Origin of the sequence: Agrobacterium tumefaciens (genome assembly GCF_005221325.1) — a bacterium.
GTDB lineage: Bacteria > Pseudomonadota > Alphaproteobacteria > Rhizobiales > Rhizobiaceae > Agrobacterium.
The window spans coordinates 1-17,172 of the sequence record NZ_CP039893.1; the positions used below are offsets into that span (position 1 = coordinate 1).

The following is a 17,172-nucleotide window of genomic DNA, read 5'->3' on the forward strand; positions in this document are numbered from 1 at the left end:
GTGGAAAATCCGGCTCAGCTTCAAAAGGCTATTCATAAACTGATCGCGGCCCACGCGCGAGACCTCTCCGGTGCGCTGCACGAACATCGTGTAAAGTTGTATCCGCCAGAGGCACGGAAAACCTTGCGTTCCTTCTCCTCGACGGAGGCTGCGAAGCTTATCGGTGTCAATGACGGATACCTTCGTCACCTCTCGATCGAAGGGAAAGGCCCTCAGCCCGAAATTGGAAACAACAATCGTCGCTCCTATAGCGTCGAAACGATTCAGGCCCTTCGAGAATATCTTGATCTAACCGGAAAAAACGATCGGCGTTATTCACCCAAACGGTCAGGTAAAGAGCATCTGCAGGTCATCACCGTTGTCAATTTCAAAGGTGGCAGTGGGAAGACGACGACAGCTGCGCACTTGGCGCAATATCTCGCCCTGAACGGCTATCGTGTTCTTGCCATCGATCTTGATCCACAGGCCAGTATGTCGGCACTACACGGGTTCCAGCCGGAGTTCGACGTCAAGGACAATGAGACGCTATACGGTGCGATGCGCTATGACGCTGAGCGTCGCCCGTTGAAAGACGTGATCAAGAAGACCTACTTCGCCAACCTCGACCTGGTGCCAGGCAACCTTGAGCTGATGGAGTTCGAACACGATACAGCAAAGGTCTTGGGCTCGAACGATCGGAAGAACATCTTCTTCACGCGCATGGACGATGCGATTGCTTCAGTCGCGGACGACTATGATGTCGTCGTCGTCGACTGCCCTCCGCAGCTTGGCTTTCTCACCATTTCCGCTCTGTGTGCAGCGACCGCCGTCCTCGTCACGGTTCATCCGCAGATGCTGGACGTCATGTCCATGTGCCAGTTTCTTTTGATGACATCGGAATTGCTAAGCGTCGTCGCCGATGCAGGCGGAAGCATGAATTATGACTGGATGCGGTACCTTGTCACTCGCTACGAGCCAGGTGATGGTCCTCAGAACCAGATGGTGTCGTTTATGAGGACAATGTTCGGCGACCATGTCCTAAATCATCCAATGTTGAAAAGCACAGCTATCTCCGACGCGGGGATTACAAAGCAGACGCTCTATGAAGTCAGCCGTGACCAGTTTACGCGCGCGACCTACGACCGAGCGATGGAGTCGCTGGACAATGTAAACACTGAAATCGCACAGCTCATTCAAAGCGCATGGGGGCGCAAATGAGGACGCTCGCATCTCGCGTAGAAGCGCAGAAGTTGTCAGCCGGAAACTTTCGGGAAACCGCTTATTGTGGGGCGGCAATCTCGACGCCCGAGGGGGCTACTAATGGCTAGAAAACACCTGTTATCAGATCTCGCTGGACCAAAGTTGCCAGCCGGAAACTCTGAGGATATTGCCACCCAGGACGCCGCCACTCCGCAGTATTCTCCGCGTGGTGCGATCGGTGCTGTTTCGCGCTCCATCGAGCTTTTAAAGTCTCAGTCCCTTATGGAACTCGATCCGGATCTCATTGACGCGCCGCTCGTGGCCGACCGGTTGGAAGAATCTCCCGAGCAGTTCGAAGAGTTCGCTCGAAATATAAGGGAGCACGGTCAACAGGTCCCTATTCTCGTGCGCCCTCACCCGTCTGTTGAAGGTCGTTACCAGATTGCCTACGGACGCCGCCGACTGAGAGCAGTGAAGGCTGCCGGTATCCAAGTTAAGGCCGCCGTTCGCACCCTGTCGGATGACGAGTTGGTTCTGGCCCAAGGCCAAGAAAACAGTGCCCGGCAAGATCTTTCGTTTATCGAGCGCGCCCTATACGCCGCAGAGCTAGAAGCTGGTGGATTTCAGCGGCCAGTCATCATGGCGGCCCTCGCCGTTGATAAAAGCAATCTTTCCCGCTTGATCCAAGCTGCGAAGCAACTTCCAGCAGATATTATTCGCTTGATTGGAGCTGCCCCTAAAACAGGTCGGGACCGTTGGTACGAATTGTCAGCCCGTCTGGGACAAGCTGGCGCATCGGAAACTGCCCGTACGTTGCTCAATGACGATGAGGTGAGAAGATTGAATTCTGACGAGCGTTTCGCTCGAGTATTCGAAGCTGTCACCCCTAAGAAGCCAAAGGCAGTGAAGACTGAGGTAGAAGTTTGGAAAGCTGAGGACGGCACGAAGGCCGCTCGTTACAAGCAGGACAAGCGTACCCTGACGTTAATGATCGACAAAAAGGCCGCTCCGGAATTTGCGGACTACCTGATGTCAGCGCTCCCAGAAATCTACGCTTCGTTCAAAAGGTCGAAGCAGTAAGGCGAAACGGAACCAGGAAAGGAACGATAGCGCAAAGAAAAAGCCCTCCGAAACGGTGTTCCAGAAGGCCTCTCTCAGTTTGGTCGCTTAGAGAATCGCATTTTCCGGAATCCCAGTCAAGAGTCAACGCCGTCCCGGCGTAGCCTTTTCTTTGCCTTTTGAAAGGTGAGAGAGATGGAGACTAGACATGTAACGACGCCCTTCGGGCGGCGGCCGATGACGCTTGCCTTGGTTAAACGGCAAGTGGCCACAAACGAGATCAAGGCTGGCAAAACCGTTGAGAAATGGAAAGTCTTCCGTGATGCCTCGGAAGCGAGAGAGGAGCTCGGCCTGCAGTCGAACAGCCTCGCTGTGCTCGACGCTCTTCTGAGCTTCTATCCGGAAAACGAATTGCGCCAAGACGCGCAGCTCGTCGTGTTTCCGTCAAACGCTCAATTGATCCTTCGGGCTCACGGCATGGCGGGCGCTACGCTGCGTCGTCATCTCGCGCTTCTGGTCGATGCTGGCCTGATTGTCCGCAAGGATAGTGCCAACGGAAAGCGCTATGCGAGAAAGAATGGCGCCGGCGAGATTGAGAGTGCGTTTGGTTTCGACCTCTCGCCAATCCTTGCTCGGTCTGAAGAGCTTGCTGTCATCGCGCAGAAAGTCGTCGCAGCGCGCTCAGCGTTCCGCAAGGCGAAAGAGAACCTGACAATCTGCCGCCGGGATGTCCGTAAGCTCATCACTGCAGCGATAGAGGAGGGGGCTGACGGCGACTGGTTGGCCATCGAGGCTATGTACATCGACCTCGTTTCCCGCATTCCACGCCACCCGACCATCGCTGACGTCGCCGATATCCTTGATGAACTCGAGCTCCTGCGCGAGGAGATCCTTAGTCTGTTGGATTCGCAGTTAAATTCAGAATTTAATAGCACCAATGATGCTCATATTGGGCACCACTTACAGAATTCAAAATCCGAATCCTTCCCTGAACTTGAACCTAGCTCTGAAAAAGAGCCGGGAGAAAAGCCGAACAAGAGACGCGGATCTCAAACTGAGACGTTGAAGGCCTTCCCTCTGGGTGTTGTGTTGAAGGCATGCCCACAGATCATCGATTATGGTCCGGCCGGCACTGTGGGTGGCTGGCGGGATCTCCTGTCGGCCGCGGTTGTGGTGAGATCGATGCTTGGCGTCAGCCCGTCGGCTTATCAGGAGGCCTGCGAAACAATGGGACCTGAAAATGCAGCGGTGGCAGTCGCCTGTATCCTGGAGAGGGCGGGGCATATCAAATCCGCCGGTGGCTATCTGCGTGATCTCACCAACCGGGCAGCGCGAGGGCAGTTTTCCCTGGGGCCGATGGTGATGGCACTGCTCCGGTTAAGCGGGGAAGCTGGAAAGCAGTCGGCGTGAATGACCATTGACAGAAGGTCGCTCGAAAATGGCTGAACTCGAAACGGCAAAGACGAGTGTTGTCGAATTCACGACTCCCCCGTTCCATTCAAAGCTGCGGCGAGGTGTCTGGTTTTCAACGATGAGAGCGTGAAGCGACTGATATTACTATAATATCCCCTCTCCCGTTAAAAGTTTCCGGCTGGCAACTTTCTGGCAGAAGAGGAGCAGAAGCCATGGAACAGTCTTCGTCGAGGAAGAGAATCTAATAGAGCTGTCTCGTAAACATTGCCATTTGGGCAACATCAGAGCGCGCCAGCGAATCGAGCAGTATACCTTGAAGGGGTTAACTAGAGGATTGGTGAAGGGACTGTTCGGGCGCAGAAGCCCTAGTGGGGTTCTGCAAACAAACATCGACGATGGCGCCGCTGACTTATTGCCACTTGTCGGCCTGACCAAGCCAAGGGTGAGGGTCACCGCCGAGTAGAGGGCAGCTCCGCCAGGAGCTAATCTAAAGCCTGGGGCTGCCTAGTAGTTCGCTGTGTAGCGCTATCGTAGTAGCTGGAGGCCTGCTGCACCGACCTGCGCTGACACTGCTCCATGGCTTCGGGGTGCGGGCGAAGGCGGTCATCTGTTTGAGGAAGATCCGACGAGCTTGATACTGTTCGGTGAGACTGTAAGTATCCCCATCATGATCTCCGCATGAACAGGTCATGCGAATAGAAATCATGACACGACGCGTGTCCCTGCTTGCAAATCTGCACTTCGCGCCGCGTAGCACCGACAAAGGGGATCGGTCTAATTAACAGATAGGGTTTAAAGGATCGGCACTTAATGTGATTTCTATTGAAATGCGTTTAACCTAGGAGTAACCAAAAGCGCCTTGCAACCTCACCCGCACTGGGTAATCGTCACGGATAAACGGCAATACGTGCCTCCTAACCGTGACAAGAGATTACACCGTGAGCAAAGCCGCTGCCATACTCCGAAATGATCGCCCGTCGGCAGAGGTTACCATTGGTGGGCATGCTGAGCAGCTCAGCTCTCAGCTTCACGCGATGAGCGAGGCTCTTTTTCCGCCGGCCTCGCACAAGAGCTTGCGTAAGTTCACGTCGGGTGAAGCCGCACGCTTAATGAAAATATCTGACTCAACCCTTCGAAAGATGACACTGGCAGGCGAAGGGCCGCAACCTGAGCTCGCCAGTAACGGGCGGCGCTTATACACCCTCAGTCAGATAAACGAAATCAGGGGAATGCTTGCCGGATCGACGCGAGGTCGTGAAAGCATTGATTTTGTGCCTCATCGCCGCGGTTCTGAGCATTTGCAAGTTATTGCTGTAACCAACTTCAAAGGTGGTTCTGGGAAGACGACGACGTCCGCTCATCTTTCACAGTATCTGGCGTTGCAAGGATATAGGGTTCTCACCGTTGATCTCGATCCGCAGGCTAGTCTTTCAGCACTCCTCGGCGTTCTACCAGAATCTGATATCCGTGCGAACGAAACGCTCTATGCTGCTATTCGGTATGACGAGACACGCCGTCCGTTGCGAGATGTTATCCGGCCGACGTATTTTGACGGTCTTCATCTGGTTCCCGGGAATCTCGAGCTCATGGAGTTTGAGCATGCAACGCCGAAAGCCTTGTCTGATAAAGGTACGCGGGACGGATTGTTCTTCACTCGTGTTGCCCAAGCCTTTGACGACGTCGCCGACGATTACGATGTGGTCGTTATTGACTGCCCCCCTCAGCTTGGTTTTCTGACGCTCAGCGGGTTGTGTGCTGCGACATCAATGGTAATCACCGTACATCCTCAGATGCTGGACATCGCGTCTATGAGCCAGTTTCTCCTTATGACACGCGACCTTCTGGGCGTGGTGAAAGAGGCGGGTGGAAACCTCCAGTACGATTTCATACGCTACCTCTTGACGCGCTATGAGCCTCAGAACGCGCCGCAGACGAAAGTGACGGCACTGCTCCGCAACATGTTCGAAGATCACGTCCTTACAAATCCCATGGTCAAGTCGGCAGCGGTGTCTGATGCCGGGTTGACCAAGCAGACACTCTACGAGATAGGGCGAAAGAATCTTACTCGATCGACCTACGACCGGGCGATGGAATCTTTAGATGCGGTGAACTCGGAGATTGAGGCTTTGATCAAGATGGCGTGGGGGCGGGTCTGATGGTAGCATTCGCGTTCCTCACAGATCTGTTGGGAGCTCCCAACCAAGAACTTTTGCAATCAAAAATGCGACGGCACGACGCCAAGCCCAAGAGGATGATGTCATGAGTCGCAAAGACGCAATCGATACTTTGTTCCTAAAGAAGCAGCCTGCGACCGATAGAACATCAGTCGACAAGTCAGCCGGTCGTGTCCGTACGGGAGCGATTTCGGCCATGGGTTCGTCTTTGCAAGAAATGTCCGAGGCAGTAAAAGCTGCAGCTCGGCTGCAGGAGCAACTGGCTGTGGGCGAAGCGGTCGTGTCCCTGGATCCATCCATGATCGACGGCTCGCCGATCGCGGATCGGCTGCCCGCGGACGTGGATCCGAAGTTCGAGCTGCTTGAGGCGAGCATTTCGCAAGATGGACAGCAGGTGCCGATTCTCGTCAGGCCGCATCCTGAGGCTGCCGGTCGATATCAAATCGTATATGGAAGGCGTCGACTGCGCGCAGCGGTAAATCTGCGGAGAGAGGTTTCTGCAATTGTCCGAAATCTCACGGACCGTGAACTGGTCGTGGCTCAAGGCCGCGAAAATCTTGACCGTGCTGACCTATCATTCATTGAGAAGGCTCTCTTCGCCCTGCGCCTTGAAGATGCAGGATTTGATCGGGCCACCATCATCGCCGCGCTTTCCACTGACAAAGCCGACCTCAGCCGCTACATAACTGTAGCGAGGGGAATACCGCTGAACCTCGCTACACAAATTGGTCCAGCGTCGAAAGCTGGTCGATCGCGTTGGGTCGCACTCGCCGAGGAGCTTGGGAAGCCCAAGGCAAGGGAAGCAATCGAAGCGGTGCTTAGTTTAGAGCACTTTAAGCACTCCGATAGCGACGCCCGCTTTACCCTCATTTTCAACGCTGTTTCAAGGCCGCCCGCTACCGCTAAGGCTCTAAAAAAAGTAAGGGCCTGGAGCACGCCAAAGGGGAAAAAGGTCGCGACGATCCGGCAAGAAGTCGGACGAACGGCGCTGATTTTCGACGAGAAATTGGTGCCAACCTTTGGCGAATATGTCGCTGACAAGTTGGATAGCCTGTATGTCCAATTCCTTGAAACAACCGGAGGAGGAAAGCTCAACCAATAGCCAAGGTTTCATCCAATTCAAAGCTTTGCTTGATTAAGATGGATTGGCTCTCACAGCAAAAGAAAAAGGCCCCCGAAACAGCGTTCCAGTAGACCTTCTCTGTAGTCTCGCAGCTAAGAGAATCGCATTTCCAGGAATCGTAGTCAAGGGACCCGTAAGGGAAAGCGTCATTTCGACGGGCGGATTTCTATTGCCTAGCAAAAGGTAAGAGGAAATGCAGACGCATATCTCAACGACGCCCTTTGGGCGGCGGCCGATGACGCTCGGCCATCTTGCAAGTCAGATGGCAGCAAGAGCGGTCGCATCAGACGTTATTGCCAACAAATGGCAGGTTTTCCAGCACATCCGTGAATCGCGGGAACTGATCGGAGCCACCGACCGCTCACTCTCGATCCTTAACGCGCTGTTGACATTTCACCCAGAGATCACCTTGACTGGTGGCGCCGAACTGGTCGTATGGCCTTCTAACGAGCAACTGATGGCTCGCGCCAACGGCATGCCCGCCACGACACTGCGCCGGCATCTTGCCGTACTGGTCGACTGCGGGCTCATCATTCGTCGCGACAGCCCCAACGGCAAGCGGTTCGCTCGCAAAGGAAGGGGAGGGGAGATCAAGCAGGCCTATGGCTTCGATCTGTCGCCGATCGTGGCGCGGTCCGAAGAGTTCCGAGATTTGGCTCAGGAGGTACAAGTTGAAAAGACGGCCTTCCGAGTGGCGAAGGAGCGTTTGACCCTTCTTCGCCGAGACATCGTGAAAATGATCGACGCGGGCATCGACGAGAGCGTACCGGGAAATTGGGGAAGATTTTCACAGACCTATCAGGGGATCATCGGCCGGCTGCCACGTTCCGCGTCTCGCCAGATTACCGAGAGTATTGCCTTGGAGCTCGAGGAACTCTGCACTGAGATCCGTGACGTATTGGAATTGTTTACGAAATCAGTGATTCTGAACGCCAATGAGTCCCATTTCGGTCGTCACATACAGAATTCAAAGCCAGACTCTAAATTTGAATCTGAATACGGTACTAGAAAGGAAAAAGAAGCGGGCGGCAGCGTTGCGGAAACCAAAAACGGGCGGAGTTCGCCGCAACGCGAGCTGCCATTGGGAATCGTGCTGGATGCCTGCCCCGAGATGCAGGAACTGGCTCAGGGAGGGACAATCCGACATTGGCGCGATTTGCTGGCGACGGCTGAGCTTGCCCGGTCGATGCTGGGGATTAGTCCGAGCGCCTGGCAGGAGGCCCGCGAAACCATGGGCGAGCAACACGCGGCGATCACGCTGGCTTCGATCTATCAGCGGGCCGCTCAGATCAATAACGCCGGGGGCTATCTGCGCAGCCTGACGGAACGGGCCAAGGATGGGAAGTTTTCGACCTGGCCGATGGTCATGGCGTTGCTCCGGGCGAAGCTGGACGATCAGAGGAATGCAGCCGGCGCTGGGAAGCCGCGAACTGTTGAGGAGGTCGAGGATGACAGCCGCCTCCACGTTTCGGAATCGCTGCACAAAAACCTGAGCAAGCCGAGATCATGGTAATCCCCTCGCTATTCAGCCGCCGCGATGTCGACGTCAGTGATCAACCCGGAACGTCGGGCGCGATCGATCAGGCTCTTGAGGGATGTGGCTTTTAGCTCCCGACTTCATTTGAAGCGCTAAGCTAAAATTCCCATACCAAAAATTTCCGCTTACGACCTCATGCGGGGGAGGGAGGGGGCCGGCTAAAGCCCTGATGCCTTGGTCAAATTCACGCGGAAGCGATCACGTCGTCTCTGGTATCGGCGGGTCATCTCTGCGGACGCGTGCCCCAGTTGCTTCTGGACGTACCGCTCATCGACTTCGGCAGAAGAAGCGAGGCCAGCACGAAGGGAGTGACCGGAGAACTTAAACGCACGCTCGATCTCGCTGAGATCACCGCGAACGCCGGCCGCCATCGCGGCCCGCTTCACTAGCCGAGCTACTTCCTTGTCATTCAGCCGTTCTGGCCCAACTGCTTTGCCTTTGCCCGTCACGCGACGGAAGAGGGGACCGTGCGCAAGCTTGGCGAACTTGATCCACATCTCGATCGCGGCGACCGGGCAGGTCGTATCAGACGAGCCGCGACCCACCTCAACCTCTCGCCATCCGGTTTTGCCGCGCAAGGTGACGAGCATTCCCTTGTCGAGGATTTCGATCCAGCCGCGCCCATCTTCGGTCTGGTCTGCCTTCAGATCAAGGCCAACGATCTCGGAGCGACGAAGACCACCGGCAAAGCCGACCAGCAACATGGCGCGGTCGCGCAGGCCGCGCAGCGAACCGCGATCGAGCGTCTCGACCATAGCGATGATATCTTCAGCCATGACCGCTTCCTTCTGGACCGGTGGCTTGCCGTGGCTATTGCGAATGCCGGCCATCACGGTGGCGATATGCCGGTCTTTGCGATCGAGCGAGAGGCCACGCTGGGCATAGTTCCAAGAGAGCGAGGAGAGGCGGCGTTCGATGGTCGAGACTGAGCTCGCTTTTGCACCCCGTTCAGCCGTACCGGAGGCGCAGGCGGTAATATAGAGCCCAACGGTTTGCGGGTGTGGCGGGAGCGGAGCCAGATTGGACCGCCGACACCAGGCCGCAAAATGCTTCCAGTCCGATGCATAAGCCTTGCGGGTATTGGCGGAGCTGGCGGCTTCGACATAACCCCGGGCGCGATCAGCAAGACCTGCGAGATGAGCTGGCGTCTGATCCTCGCCGGCGAGAGAGGGGAGGGGGCTATCGCCAGACACCTCCGGTGCGGAAACATCAAGCCCGGGCGCCATGCTGAGAGATGGCGCTGAGGTCTCCTCGACGTGAATTTCGTTGTTTTGCTCGATGATTTGGGCCATTTCTCTATAATGAGCAATATGTCCGATAATGCAAGATTATCGGACGTAATGATACGCCGACATGCTGTGCGGTTTTATCCGATATGGCTGGATTAAACCGCTCTCTTGGTTTACTCTCCTCGGCATGGACTTGTTACCTATCATCACAGAACCCGCCTCAACATGGTCGCCCCGCCTGCCGCGTTGGGTCGTGGCACGCGGACAGGATCTGACCGCCTCAGATGTAGCCTTCTCTGCCGGTATCGCTCTGAAATCACTCGATGATCTCATCCGCTTATCCCCGCCATGGCTCGACTGCTGGCGCGATCGCCATGCACTCAAGTCCGCCGCTGTCGCTGCCAAAATGCTCGGCCGAAGCGAAGAGGAAGACGCGCTTCGGGACGCCGTCTTGTTGACCTCTGCGGGAGACGATCCAGGCCCCGCTGGAAGGCTGTTTCTCGCCACACGAAAGCTGGCGCGCCGGTCCGGGGCCATCAACACCTCTTTCGTCAAGCAAATCGCTGACCTGTTAGCACTTCGGTGGGACGATGGCCTTGCGGCGATCCCGGATTTGACCGATACCGCCATCCAGTCCGGGCGAGCGGCACCCTTTGCTGTGGCGGACCTTATATCGGCGATCTCTGCTGTTCGCCCGGATGCAGAGGTGCTGGGGCTAGTGCTGGGTGAGGCTGTGCTCGCGCATAAGCTGAGTTGGCTGAAACCCGTACCTTTGCTGTTGCCGGAACGCTACGGTCCAGCATTCCGCTCGATTGGTGGCAGAGGCCGCGTCCATCCCGGCGAGCCGGCGTACCAGAAGGCAATTTGCCTGGCGCTGGTGAGTGGCGCTGACGCAGCCCTGCGATCTGCCGCCGAGGTCGACCGACGGGCCGCACGGTTGCTCACTGTCGCGCCGAAATTGCGTACGAAGGGGGCCGAGCCCGTCATTCGTAGATTGCTAACGGAAGATTCCGTGTCGATCTCGGCACTCGGAGGCAATCTGTCGCGATGGGCGGCAACCCGACTGTTCGAGCGCCTCGAGAGTTTTGAGGCGGTGCGTGAGCTGTCGGGCCGATCATCGTTTCGGATTTATGGGCTGTGACCATGGAAGCGAGCTCACCGAAATCAGGCCGTCGTCCAGCGCAAGATCGACAGGATATTCTGCACGATCGCGAGCTGGAAGATCTACCGCCAGAACTGCGCTGGCGGGAATGGATGATGCGGGTCGAGGCGGTGATCTTTGCCTCGGCCGAGCCGGTTTCCCGCGAGACGCTGGCGCGGGTAGTCGGTAGGGACTGCAACATTGATCTGCTGATCGACGATCTCGTCGAGGAATTGTTAGATCGTCCCTATGAATTGGTGTCGGTCGCTGGAGGATGGCAGCATCGCACGCGGCCACGCTTTGCCGAAACGATCCGGGCGTCTTATGCACCGACGCGGGGAGGAGCGGCGGTGCTGTCAGAGTTCGATGCGATGGTGTTGATGGCTGTGGGATACTTCCAGCCAATCACCCGTGGAGAGCTCAGTAAGATTTTTGGCAAGGAAGTAAGCCGCGATACCATCGGCAGTCTTCGGGGCGCGGGCCTCATAGGTTCCGGACCACGCAGTCCGACGCCCGGTGCGCCCTACACCTACGTGACGACGAAGTACTTCCTGTCAGCCTTCGATATGGAGACGTTGCGTGATCTCCCAAACATCGAAGCGCTGGAGGACGCGGGATTGCTCAGCAGATACGCCATACAAAGCGGAAGTGCGGCATCTCAAATCGCGGAAGCAGATGAGAGCCTTATGGAGTGATGCCAACGGCGTTTAATAGCTTGGTTAGGTGGCGCGACCGTGCCTCATTCCAGATTGAGCGATTGCTTGAGTTCATCGATACGCTTTGATGCTTCCGCCTTTGTCAGGTCCTCGGCGTAGGTGTCAGCCTTGGGTGCCTGTTCCGACAGGGTCTTGAGATAGGACCCCTGCGCGCCGGTCACTGGCTCATCGCCGCTTACCCAGTCGTCCGGATCCTTTTGGGTGTTGGACGTGGTGTCGGTTTTAGGATTATCAGTCATAACGTTCTCCTGAATTTGTTCTCTAAACGTTCCTTCCGCGTCTTGGTTCGGTGTGCTTTTGAAGCCGAGTGCGGAACTCAGTTGCCAATTTTTGATCCTCCAATGCCGACAAAGTGCGACCGCGGGATGGAGAGATCGAATATGCCAGTCATAGCAACTGCAGCCTGGTCTATCCCGAAAATGGTGGGCTCTCGCTTTGCCGCAGAGGGAAGTGGGTTGACCAGATATGCGTCCGTGTTCAGTGGCGTAGAAATTAATTCGAAATTCTACCGACGGCATAAATCCTCCACCTTTGCGCGGTGGGCTGAGGCCGTGCCCGACAATTTTAAGTTCTCGGTCAAGATCCCCAAGGACGACATCACGCATACCCGAGCAACGAAGGAAATTGAGGAACCGCTCGCCACCTTCCTTGAAGACATCGCTCCTCTTGGTCACAAAGGCGGCCCGATGCTTTGTCAGTTGCTACCGTCGTTAGCGTTCGACCCAGAGCAACTGGATCGAACATTGCAGGTGATGCGGGAGGCCGATCCGGGGCAGATCGTTATAGAGGTGCGGCATAGAAGCTGGGCATCGGTCGAAGCAAAAGATCTGCTAAAGACATACGCAATCGACAGGGTTCTTGCAGACCCCGCCCCGGTTTGGCCGGCGGACGATTTCGCCAAGCCTCCGCGTTATGTCCGTCTACACGGTAAGCCAAAGATCTATTATTCAAGTTACACGGAAGACGAGATAGAAGCGTTTTCGAACTTGCTCGCCCCAAACAGTTGGTGCATTTTCGACAATACGGCCTCCGGGGCTGCGATCGAGAACGCGCTGATCATGCTTGAGAAGCAATGAACCTATTAGGGACCGACAGCTCAGCGGATGGCGCCGCAGCATTCGGGAGGCGCAAAACAACGCATGAGTGAAGAGCCATGAACCCCGTTATCGCTCCAGCCGTACAAGAGGCGTTGCTAAACAATATGCTTCATCGACTTATGCTAGCTACTTTGTCATCTTCGTGCTACATAAAGCGATGTATTGCTCTATAAAGGTGACAAATGCCCACTCCTCATCAGCCGTCTGCAGCCGTACGGCGTTCTTTGCGAAAGCTCGGCGCGGACATTCACGACGCGCGCCGACGCCGTAAGTTGCCGATGGCTGTTGTGGCAGAGCGAGCCTTTACCTCTCGCTCGACGTTACAAAAGATCGAGGCGGGCGATTCGAATGTCAGCATCGGTATCTATGCCGGGGTCCTTCAGGCTTTGGGACTGCTCGAGGGGCTGAGCAAGGTTGCTGATATTGGTAACGACAGTGTCGGCCAAGCGCTTGCCAGTGCTGATCTGCCACAGCGTGTCCGTTTAAAGCGCGTATCAGGATCTTCTTCCGATGGCTGATTTTGAAGTTCTTATCGATCTCGCCGCATGTACGCGGCACGTTGGGCTGGCAAGAAGCAATCGCATTCGAGGCTCAGAAACAATTATGTTCGAGTATGATGACGCTTGGCTGAAAGACGCTGATCGTTTTTCGCTCGAACCTGCGCTTTCGCTGACCCGCGGTGCCTTCGCGCCACCGGCAGGGTTTGCGACCTTCGGGTCCATCGGCGACTCGGCTCCGGATACGTGGGGTCGGCGGTTGATGCAACGTGCCGAACGTCGTAGCGCAGAGCGTGAGGGGCGGGCCGTCCGCACCCTTTCCGAGAGCGACTACCTGCTAGGTGTCGCAGACGAGACCCGGCTTGGCGCACTCCGGTTCCGCTGGGTCGGAGATGAGGTGTTTCAGGCGCCCATCCAGACCGGGGTCCCGGCCATAATCGAACTCGGCCGGCTTGTGCAGATCACCGAACGCATCCTGCGCGATGAGGAGACCGACGAAGACCTTCAGCTCATTTTTGCACCCGGATCCTCGCTCGGTGGTGCCCGACCGAAAGCCTCTGTCGTCGATCAACATGGCCATCTGTCCATAGCCAAGTTCCCGAAGGAAACCGACGAATACAGCATCGAGACCTGGGAGGAGGTCGCACTCAGGCTGGCTGAGAAAGCCGGTATTGCAACGCCGCAACATCAGCTCGTCGAGGTCGCGGGCAAAGCCGTCATGTTGTCTCGACGCTTCGACCGCAACGGTGCCATCCGCATTCCGTTTCTATCAGCGATGGCGATGATGGGTGCCAGGGACGGGGAGCGCGGCAGCTATCCGGAAATTGTAGATGCTATTGCTGAGCACGGCGCGCGGGGCAAGGAAGACGCGCACGCTCTCTATCGGCGCGTGGTCTTCAATGTGCTAATCTCCAATGTCGATGATCACCTGCGTAATCACGGTTTTTTATGGTCGGGCAAGGCCGGGTGGTCGTTGTCACCGGCCTACGATCTCAATCCCGTTCCGACCGACGTCAAGGCGCGGGTATTGAGCACCAATATAGATCTTGATGAGAGTACCTGCTCACTCGATCTTCTGGAGGCTGCATCGGAGTATTTCGCACTCACCCTAGCTCAGGCCCGCGGCATCATCAGAGAGGTAGCGACCGTCACCGCGACCTGGCGCGATACAGCCAAGGCCGTCGGTGCGCGCGGCAGCGAAATCACCCGAATGGCCAGCGCCTTCGAGCATGGCGACCTTAACCGAGCGCTCACTGTTTGATCTAGTATTGATGGTGATGGATATCCATTCGAACTTAACATATTCAAGAGCTATATATGTATATATTAAATATCCTGTAGGTATTATATATAGTATCTACCTTCGATAAGGAGTACTTATAGATGGTTATAAGCTCAACTGGCATTCATGCGATGTGGCGAACCTTAATATCGCTATAGAGTTCCTTTAAAAGATCGTTTACCATAATATCAATGGCTTACGATCTTTCGAAAATCAGCATATCAGCCCTGACGCGGCCGGCTTTCTACGCCGGTATTGCCCTGGCTCGTCTCGACGAGCGCGTCGCCCGTTCGCCGGTCGGGCACGGCTGGGTCGAGCGGTCCCACTTCGCCGACGCCTGTGGCTCGCTGTGGATCGACGGCGAACTCGTCCACCTCGAAGACCTCGTCCTCCATGACGCCACCCGCGATATTCGCACGCCCACCCACGAACTGACAATTGCCCGCGACGTGCTGCGCACCCGCCGGCGCATCGCTGCTCAGTCGCCAGATTGGGCGCTGTCCGCCGACGGTATCCGTTCGCTGCGGAAAACCTCGGAGATCGGGGCGGGCGGCGCGGACGAGGCTACGACGACCGGAGTCGTTCGGCCGGCGATCGCGATCGATGCGGAAGGGGAGGGGGATGGCGCTGACGAGACCCAAGATCTCCCCGGCGTCGACTACGCCGCTATCGATGCGCTGCTCGCGCGCTCTGACGCTGCGATCGAACGAGCCAAAAAGCCCGGTCGGGCTCCGGCCGATCCGCTGGTCTATGATCTCGACTGGGACGAGGATGGCCGGCTCGCCGAATGGCGCGGCGTGCTGCGCCAGACCGGAAACTTGCCGGCGGTGCTGCAGGCGATCGTCGCCCTCGATGCCTGGAACGAGCTTGCCGTCCTCCAGCACGCGCCATGGCTCGGCCGGCTATTTGCCGCCTCCATCCTGCGCCAGGCCGGCATCACCACCGGCGCGCATCTTGCCGCCATCAATCTCGGCCTCAAAACCATTCCCGTCGATCGGCGCCGTCATCGCGATCGAGAAACCCGGTTGCTCGCGGTCGCCCACGGGTTTTTGGCGACCGCCGAGATCGGCATGAAGGAGCATGACCGGCTGTTATTGGCGCGCACGCTGATGGAGCGGAGGCTGGAGGGGCGTCGGACGTCGTCAAAACTGCCGGAATTGGTCGAGCTGGTGATGGCAAAGCCATTGGTGTCGGCCGGCATGGTGGCCAAGACGCTGGAGGTGACGCCGCAGGCGGCGCGGCGGATTGTTTTGGAGCTCGGCTTGAGGGAGATGACAGGGAGGGGGAGGTTTCGGGCGTGGGGGGTGCTATAACCGCTTACAGGCTTCAAAGATCCGACATGTCCACAAGGTTTACACGTCAGGCTTTGTGTCCTGCGATCGTTACCAGAACATAGCGCGAACCCGTTAACGTTTTCTAGTAGAAACGATGCTTGAGCCCGATGAGACTGCATATACTGGGTGTTCGGGTTGCCACTCGTAGTCTTGCAACAGGCAGCAACCCTAATATTGCCGGCCATGATATCCACCGATGTGAATGGCCTTCCCGCATTTCGGCATAGTCCCCAAGTCTTATCGGCGCCCCGTTGGCTTTGAATTAGACAGAGCCTACATGTGGATATGGTTTTTAAACAGGAGCCCCTGGACGCGTTTCTTTTTTAGCTACAATGGTGCGGATAGGAAATGGGCTGAGTGGATCGGGCATGAGGTCGAGGATGCGGGGCACTTGGCCATCCTCCAAGCATGGGACTTCTTACCGGGCACAAATTTTGTTTTACAGATGCAAGATGCCGCTAAGACAACTGATAAAACGATCCTTGTGCTATCCCCAGATTACCTAACCTCGCAGTTCGCCGCGTCGGAGTGGGCCGCAGCCTTTCGGACTGATCCGGAAGGATTGAAGCAAAAGTTGCTCCCAATAATGGTCCGTCAATGCGAACCGCAAGGGTTACTGAGCTCGATTGTCTACGTCGATGTTTGTGAACTGGGTGAGGATGAGGCTCGAGAGGTAGTCCGTAACGCTATTGCTGGAAAACGGGGAAAACCTTCGGCAAACCCAGTATTCCCTGGGACGAATAGACAAGAAGCTGGGAATTTTGCCGTTGTTGCAGCGCAGACAGGTGCAACCCGGCAGAAAATGCCAAGCTTAAGCGTCCGCCACACAGATCTGGATCGCAAAAACTTTTTGCGAGACGGTTTCAGCACAATTCGGCGGGTGTTCGAACGAAACAGTAAGGACGTTCGGCGGAAAGAACCTCGCATTCAGGTCGATATCGAGATGAACACTAACACGGACCTTCGCGCCGAAATTTTCGTTGACGCAATGTCTGTCAATGCTTGTCGGGTATGGTTAGGCGGCTTTCACGGCAGCACCTCGATAACATTCTCGGAGGGGCGAAATTTCTCCGACAACAGCTTTAGTGAAATGCTGACTGTCGAAGAGGATAGCGAATTCTATCTCAAGGCGACTATGGCAATGGGTTACCAGCAAGTGTCCGTTGATGTTAAGAGGATGACTCCCGAAGAGGCTGGCCAATATCTGTGGGAGAGACTGGTTGCACGACTTTCTCAAGCTTGAGATGCTGATCCTTATCAAGGGCTCGCGTACCCTGTGACTGCTTAGCTTTTGCGCGCCTGGCTTGCCTGGCAGTGGCCGATTGTCCGAGGGCGCCTGGGTACAAGATTGGTGGCTCTCGCTCAAACCAAAGTCCGTCCAACCGATCATA

Annotated in this window: 15 protein-coding genes; 13 read left to right on the forward strand and 2 right to left on the reverse strand. The window is 56.3% G+C overall.

The genetic code is table 11. From position 1 onward, the window contains the following. The 6 genes from repA (CFBP5499_RS28805) to repC (CFBP5499_RS28830) all read left to right on the forward strand — a co-directional run bounded on the left by repA (CFBP5499_RS28805) (position 1) and on the right by repC (CFBP5499_RS28830) (position 8,461). Positions 1–1,197, forward strand: a complete 1,197-nt coding sequence (gene repA / locus CFBP5499_RS28805; RefSeq protein WP_012478027.1) for a plasmid partitioning protein RepA — start codon at positions 1–3, stop codon at positions 1,195–1,197. A gap of 102 nt (positions 1,198–1,299) precedes the next feature. Further along, a complete protein-coding gene (repB, locus tag CFBP5499_RS28810) occupies positions 1,300–2,259 on the forward strand; it encodes a plasmid partitioning protein RepB (protein WP_012478028.1) in 960 nt (319 codons plus the stop codon). Between the two features lie 174 nt (positions 2,260–2,433). Continuing rightward, complete coding sequence (repC, locus tag CFBP5499_RS28815; protein ID WP_080830768.1) at positions 2,434–3,648, forward strand: plasmid replication protein RepC; 1,215 nt, start codon at positions 2,434–2,436, stop codon at positions 3,646–3,648. A 941-nt stretch (positions 3,649–4,589) separates the two neighbouring features. Continuing rightward, the gene (repA, locus tag CFBP5499_RS28820) at positions 4,590–5,807 is read left to right on the forward strand and encodes a plasmid partitioning protein RepA (protein WP_080830766.1); all 1,218 of its coding nucleotides are present in this window, start codon (positions 4,590–4,592) and stop codon (positions 5,805–5,807) included. Between the two features lie 103 nt (positions 5,808–5,910). Beyond that, a complete protein-coding gene (repB, locus tag CFBP5499_RS28825; protein WP_172690358.1) occupies positions 5,911–6,927 on the forward strand; it encodes a plasmid partitioning protein RepB in 1,017 nt (338 codons plus the stop codon). A 214-nt stretch (positions 6,928–7,141) separates the two neighbouring features. Then, the gene (gene repC / locus CFBP5499_RS28830; protein WP_080830764.1) at positions 7,142–8,461 is read left to right on the forward strand and encodes a plasmid replication protein RepC; all 1,320 of its coding nucleotides are present in this window, start codon (positions 7,142–7,144) and stop codon (positions 8,459–8,461) included. 182 nt (positions 8,462–8,643) lie between these two features. Here the strand turns inward: repC (CFBP5499_RS28830) and CFBP5499_RS28835 are convergent, their stop codons facing one another. Then, on the reverse strand, positions 8,644–9,777 hold the full coding sequence (locus CFBP5499_RS28835) for a site-specific integrase (RefSeq protein ID WP_137066572.1): 1,134 nt from the start codon (positions 9,775–9,777) through the stop codon (positions 8,644–8,646). Positions 9,778–9,901: 124 nt separating this feature from the next. On the opposite strand from CFBP5499_RS28835, the gene CFBP5499_RS28840 reads away from it, so the two are divergent. Both CFBP5499_RS28840 and scpB read left to right on the forward strand, forming a co-directional pair. Beyond that, on the forward strand, positions 9,902–10,855 hold the full coding sequence (locus CFBP5499_RS28840; protein WP_080830796.1) for a DUF1403 family protein: 954 nt from the start codon (positions 9,902–9,904) through the stop codon (positions 10,853–10,855). Between the two features lie 2 nt (positions 10,856–10,857). Next, the gene (gene scpB / locus CFBP5499_RS28845) at positions 10,858–11,550 is read left to right on the forward strand and encodes an SMC-Scp complex subunit ScpB (RefSeq protein ID WP_080830762.1); all 693 of its coding nucleotides are present in this window, start codon (positions 10,858–10,860) and stop codon (positions 11,548–11,550) included. Positions 11,551–11,594: 44 nt separating this feature from the next. On the opposite strand, the gene CFBP5499_RS28850 is transcribed toward scpB, so the two are convergent. After that, a complete protein-coding gene (locus CFBP5499_RS28850) occupies positions 11,595–11,810 on the reverse strand; it encodes a DUF3072 domain-containing protein (protein WP_080830761.1) in 216 nt (71 codons plus the stop codon). Positions 11,811–11,951: 141 nt separating this feature from the next. Here CFBP5499_RS28850 and CFBP5499_RS28855 point away from each other — a divergent pair, with 141 nt between their 5' ends. The 5 genes from CFBP5499_RS28855 (at position 11,952) to CFBP5499_RS28875 (ending at position 17,024) form a co-directional block, all read left to right on the forward strand. Further along, positions 11,952–12,647, forward strand: coding sequence for a DUF72 domain-containing protein (locus CFBP5499_RS28855; protein ID WP_080830760.1), 696 nt, complete (start codon positions 11,952–11,954; stop codon positions 12,645–12,647). Between the two features lie 203 nt (positions 12,648–12,850). Beyond that, positions 12,851–13,186 (forward strand): helix-turn-helix domain-containing protein, encoded by a 336-nt coding sequence (locus CFBP5499_RS28860; RefSeq protein ID WP_080830759.1) that lies wholly within the window; start codon positions 12,851–12,853, stop codon positions 13,184–13,186. Next, complete coding sequence (locus tag CFBP5499_RS28865) at positions 13,179–14,426, forward strand: type II toxin-antitoxin system HipA family toxin (protein ID WP_080830758.1); 1,248 nt, start codon at positions 13,179–13,181, stop codon at positions 14,424–14,426. Before CFBP5499_RS28860 ends, CFBP5499_RS28865 begins: the two co-directional genes overlap by 8 nt. A gap of 203 nt (positions 14,427–14,629) precedes the next feature. Next, positions 14,630–15,760, forward strand: a complete 1,131-nt coding sequence (locus CFBP5499_RS28870) for an RHE_PE00001 family protein (RefSeq protein ID WP_080830757.1) — start codon at positions 14,630–14,632, stop codon at positions 15,758–15,760. Positions 15,761–16,058: 298 nt separating this feature from the next. Further along, on the forward strand, positions 16,059–17,024 hold the full coding sequence (locus tag CFBP5499_RS28875) for a toll/interleukin-1 receptor domain-containing protein (RefSeq protein WP_175416949.1): 966 nt from the start codon (positions 16,059–16,061) through the stop codon (positions 17,022–17,024). Positions 17,025–17,172: the final 148 nt, after the last annotated feature.

What these genes read in the sequence shown, in the direction of transcription:
- repB (WP_012478028.1), top strand. Translation starts at nt 1,300, where the DNA reads ATGGCTAGAAAACACCTGTTATCAGATCTCGCTGGACCAAAGTTGCCA.
- repC (WP_080830768.1), top strand. Translation starts at nt 2,434, where the DNA reads ATGGAGACTAGACATGTAACGACGCCCTTCGGGCGGCGGCCGATGACG.
- scpB (WP_080830762.1), top strand. Translation starts at nt 10,858, where the DNA reads ATGGAAGCGAGCTCACCGAAATCAGGCCGTCGTCCAGCGCAAGATCGA.
- CFBP5499_RS28835 (WP_137066572.1), bottom strand. Translation starts at nt 9,777, where the DNA reads ATGGCCCAAATCATCGAGCAAAACAACGAAATTCACGTCGAGGAGACC.
- CFBP5499_RS28840 (WP_080830796.1), top strand. Translation starts at nt 9,902, where the DNA reads ATGGACTTGTTACCTATCATCACAGAACCCGCCTCAACATGGTCGCCC.
- repC (WP_080830764.1), top strand. Translation starts at nt 7,142, where the DNA reads ATGCAGACGCATATCTCAACGACGCCCTTTGGGCGGCGGCCGATGACG.
- repB (WP_172690358.1), top strand. Translation starts at nt 5,911, where the DNA reads ATGAGTCGCAAAGACGCAATCGATACTTTGTTCCTAAAGAAGCAGCCT.
- CFBP5499_RS28855 (WP_080830760.1), top strand. Translation starts at nt 11,952, where the DNA reads ATGCCAGTCATAGCAACTGCAGCCTGGTCTATCCCGAAAATGGTGGGC.
- CFBP5499_RS28875 (WP_175416949.1), top strand. Translation starts at nt 16,059, where the DNA reads ATGTGGATATGGTTTTTAAACAGGAGCCCCTGGACGCGTTTCTTTTTT.
- CFBP5499_RS28860 (WP_080830759.1), top strand. Translation starts at nt 12,851, where the DNA reads ATGCCCACTCCTCATCAGCCGTCTGCAGCCGTACGGCGTTCTTTGCGA.
- CFBP5499_RS28865 (WP_080830758.1), top strand. Translation starts at nt 13,179, where the DNA reads ATGGCTGATTTTGAAGTTCTTATCGATCTCGCCGCATGTACGCGGCAC.
- CFBP5499_RS28850 (WP_080830761.1), bottom strand. Translation starts at nt 11,810, where the DNA reads ATGACTGATAATCCTAAAACCGACACCACGTCCAACACCCAAAAGGAT.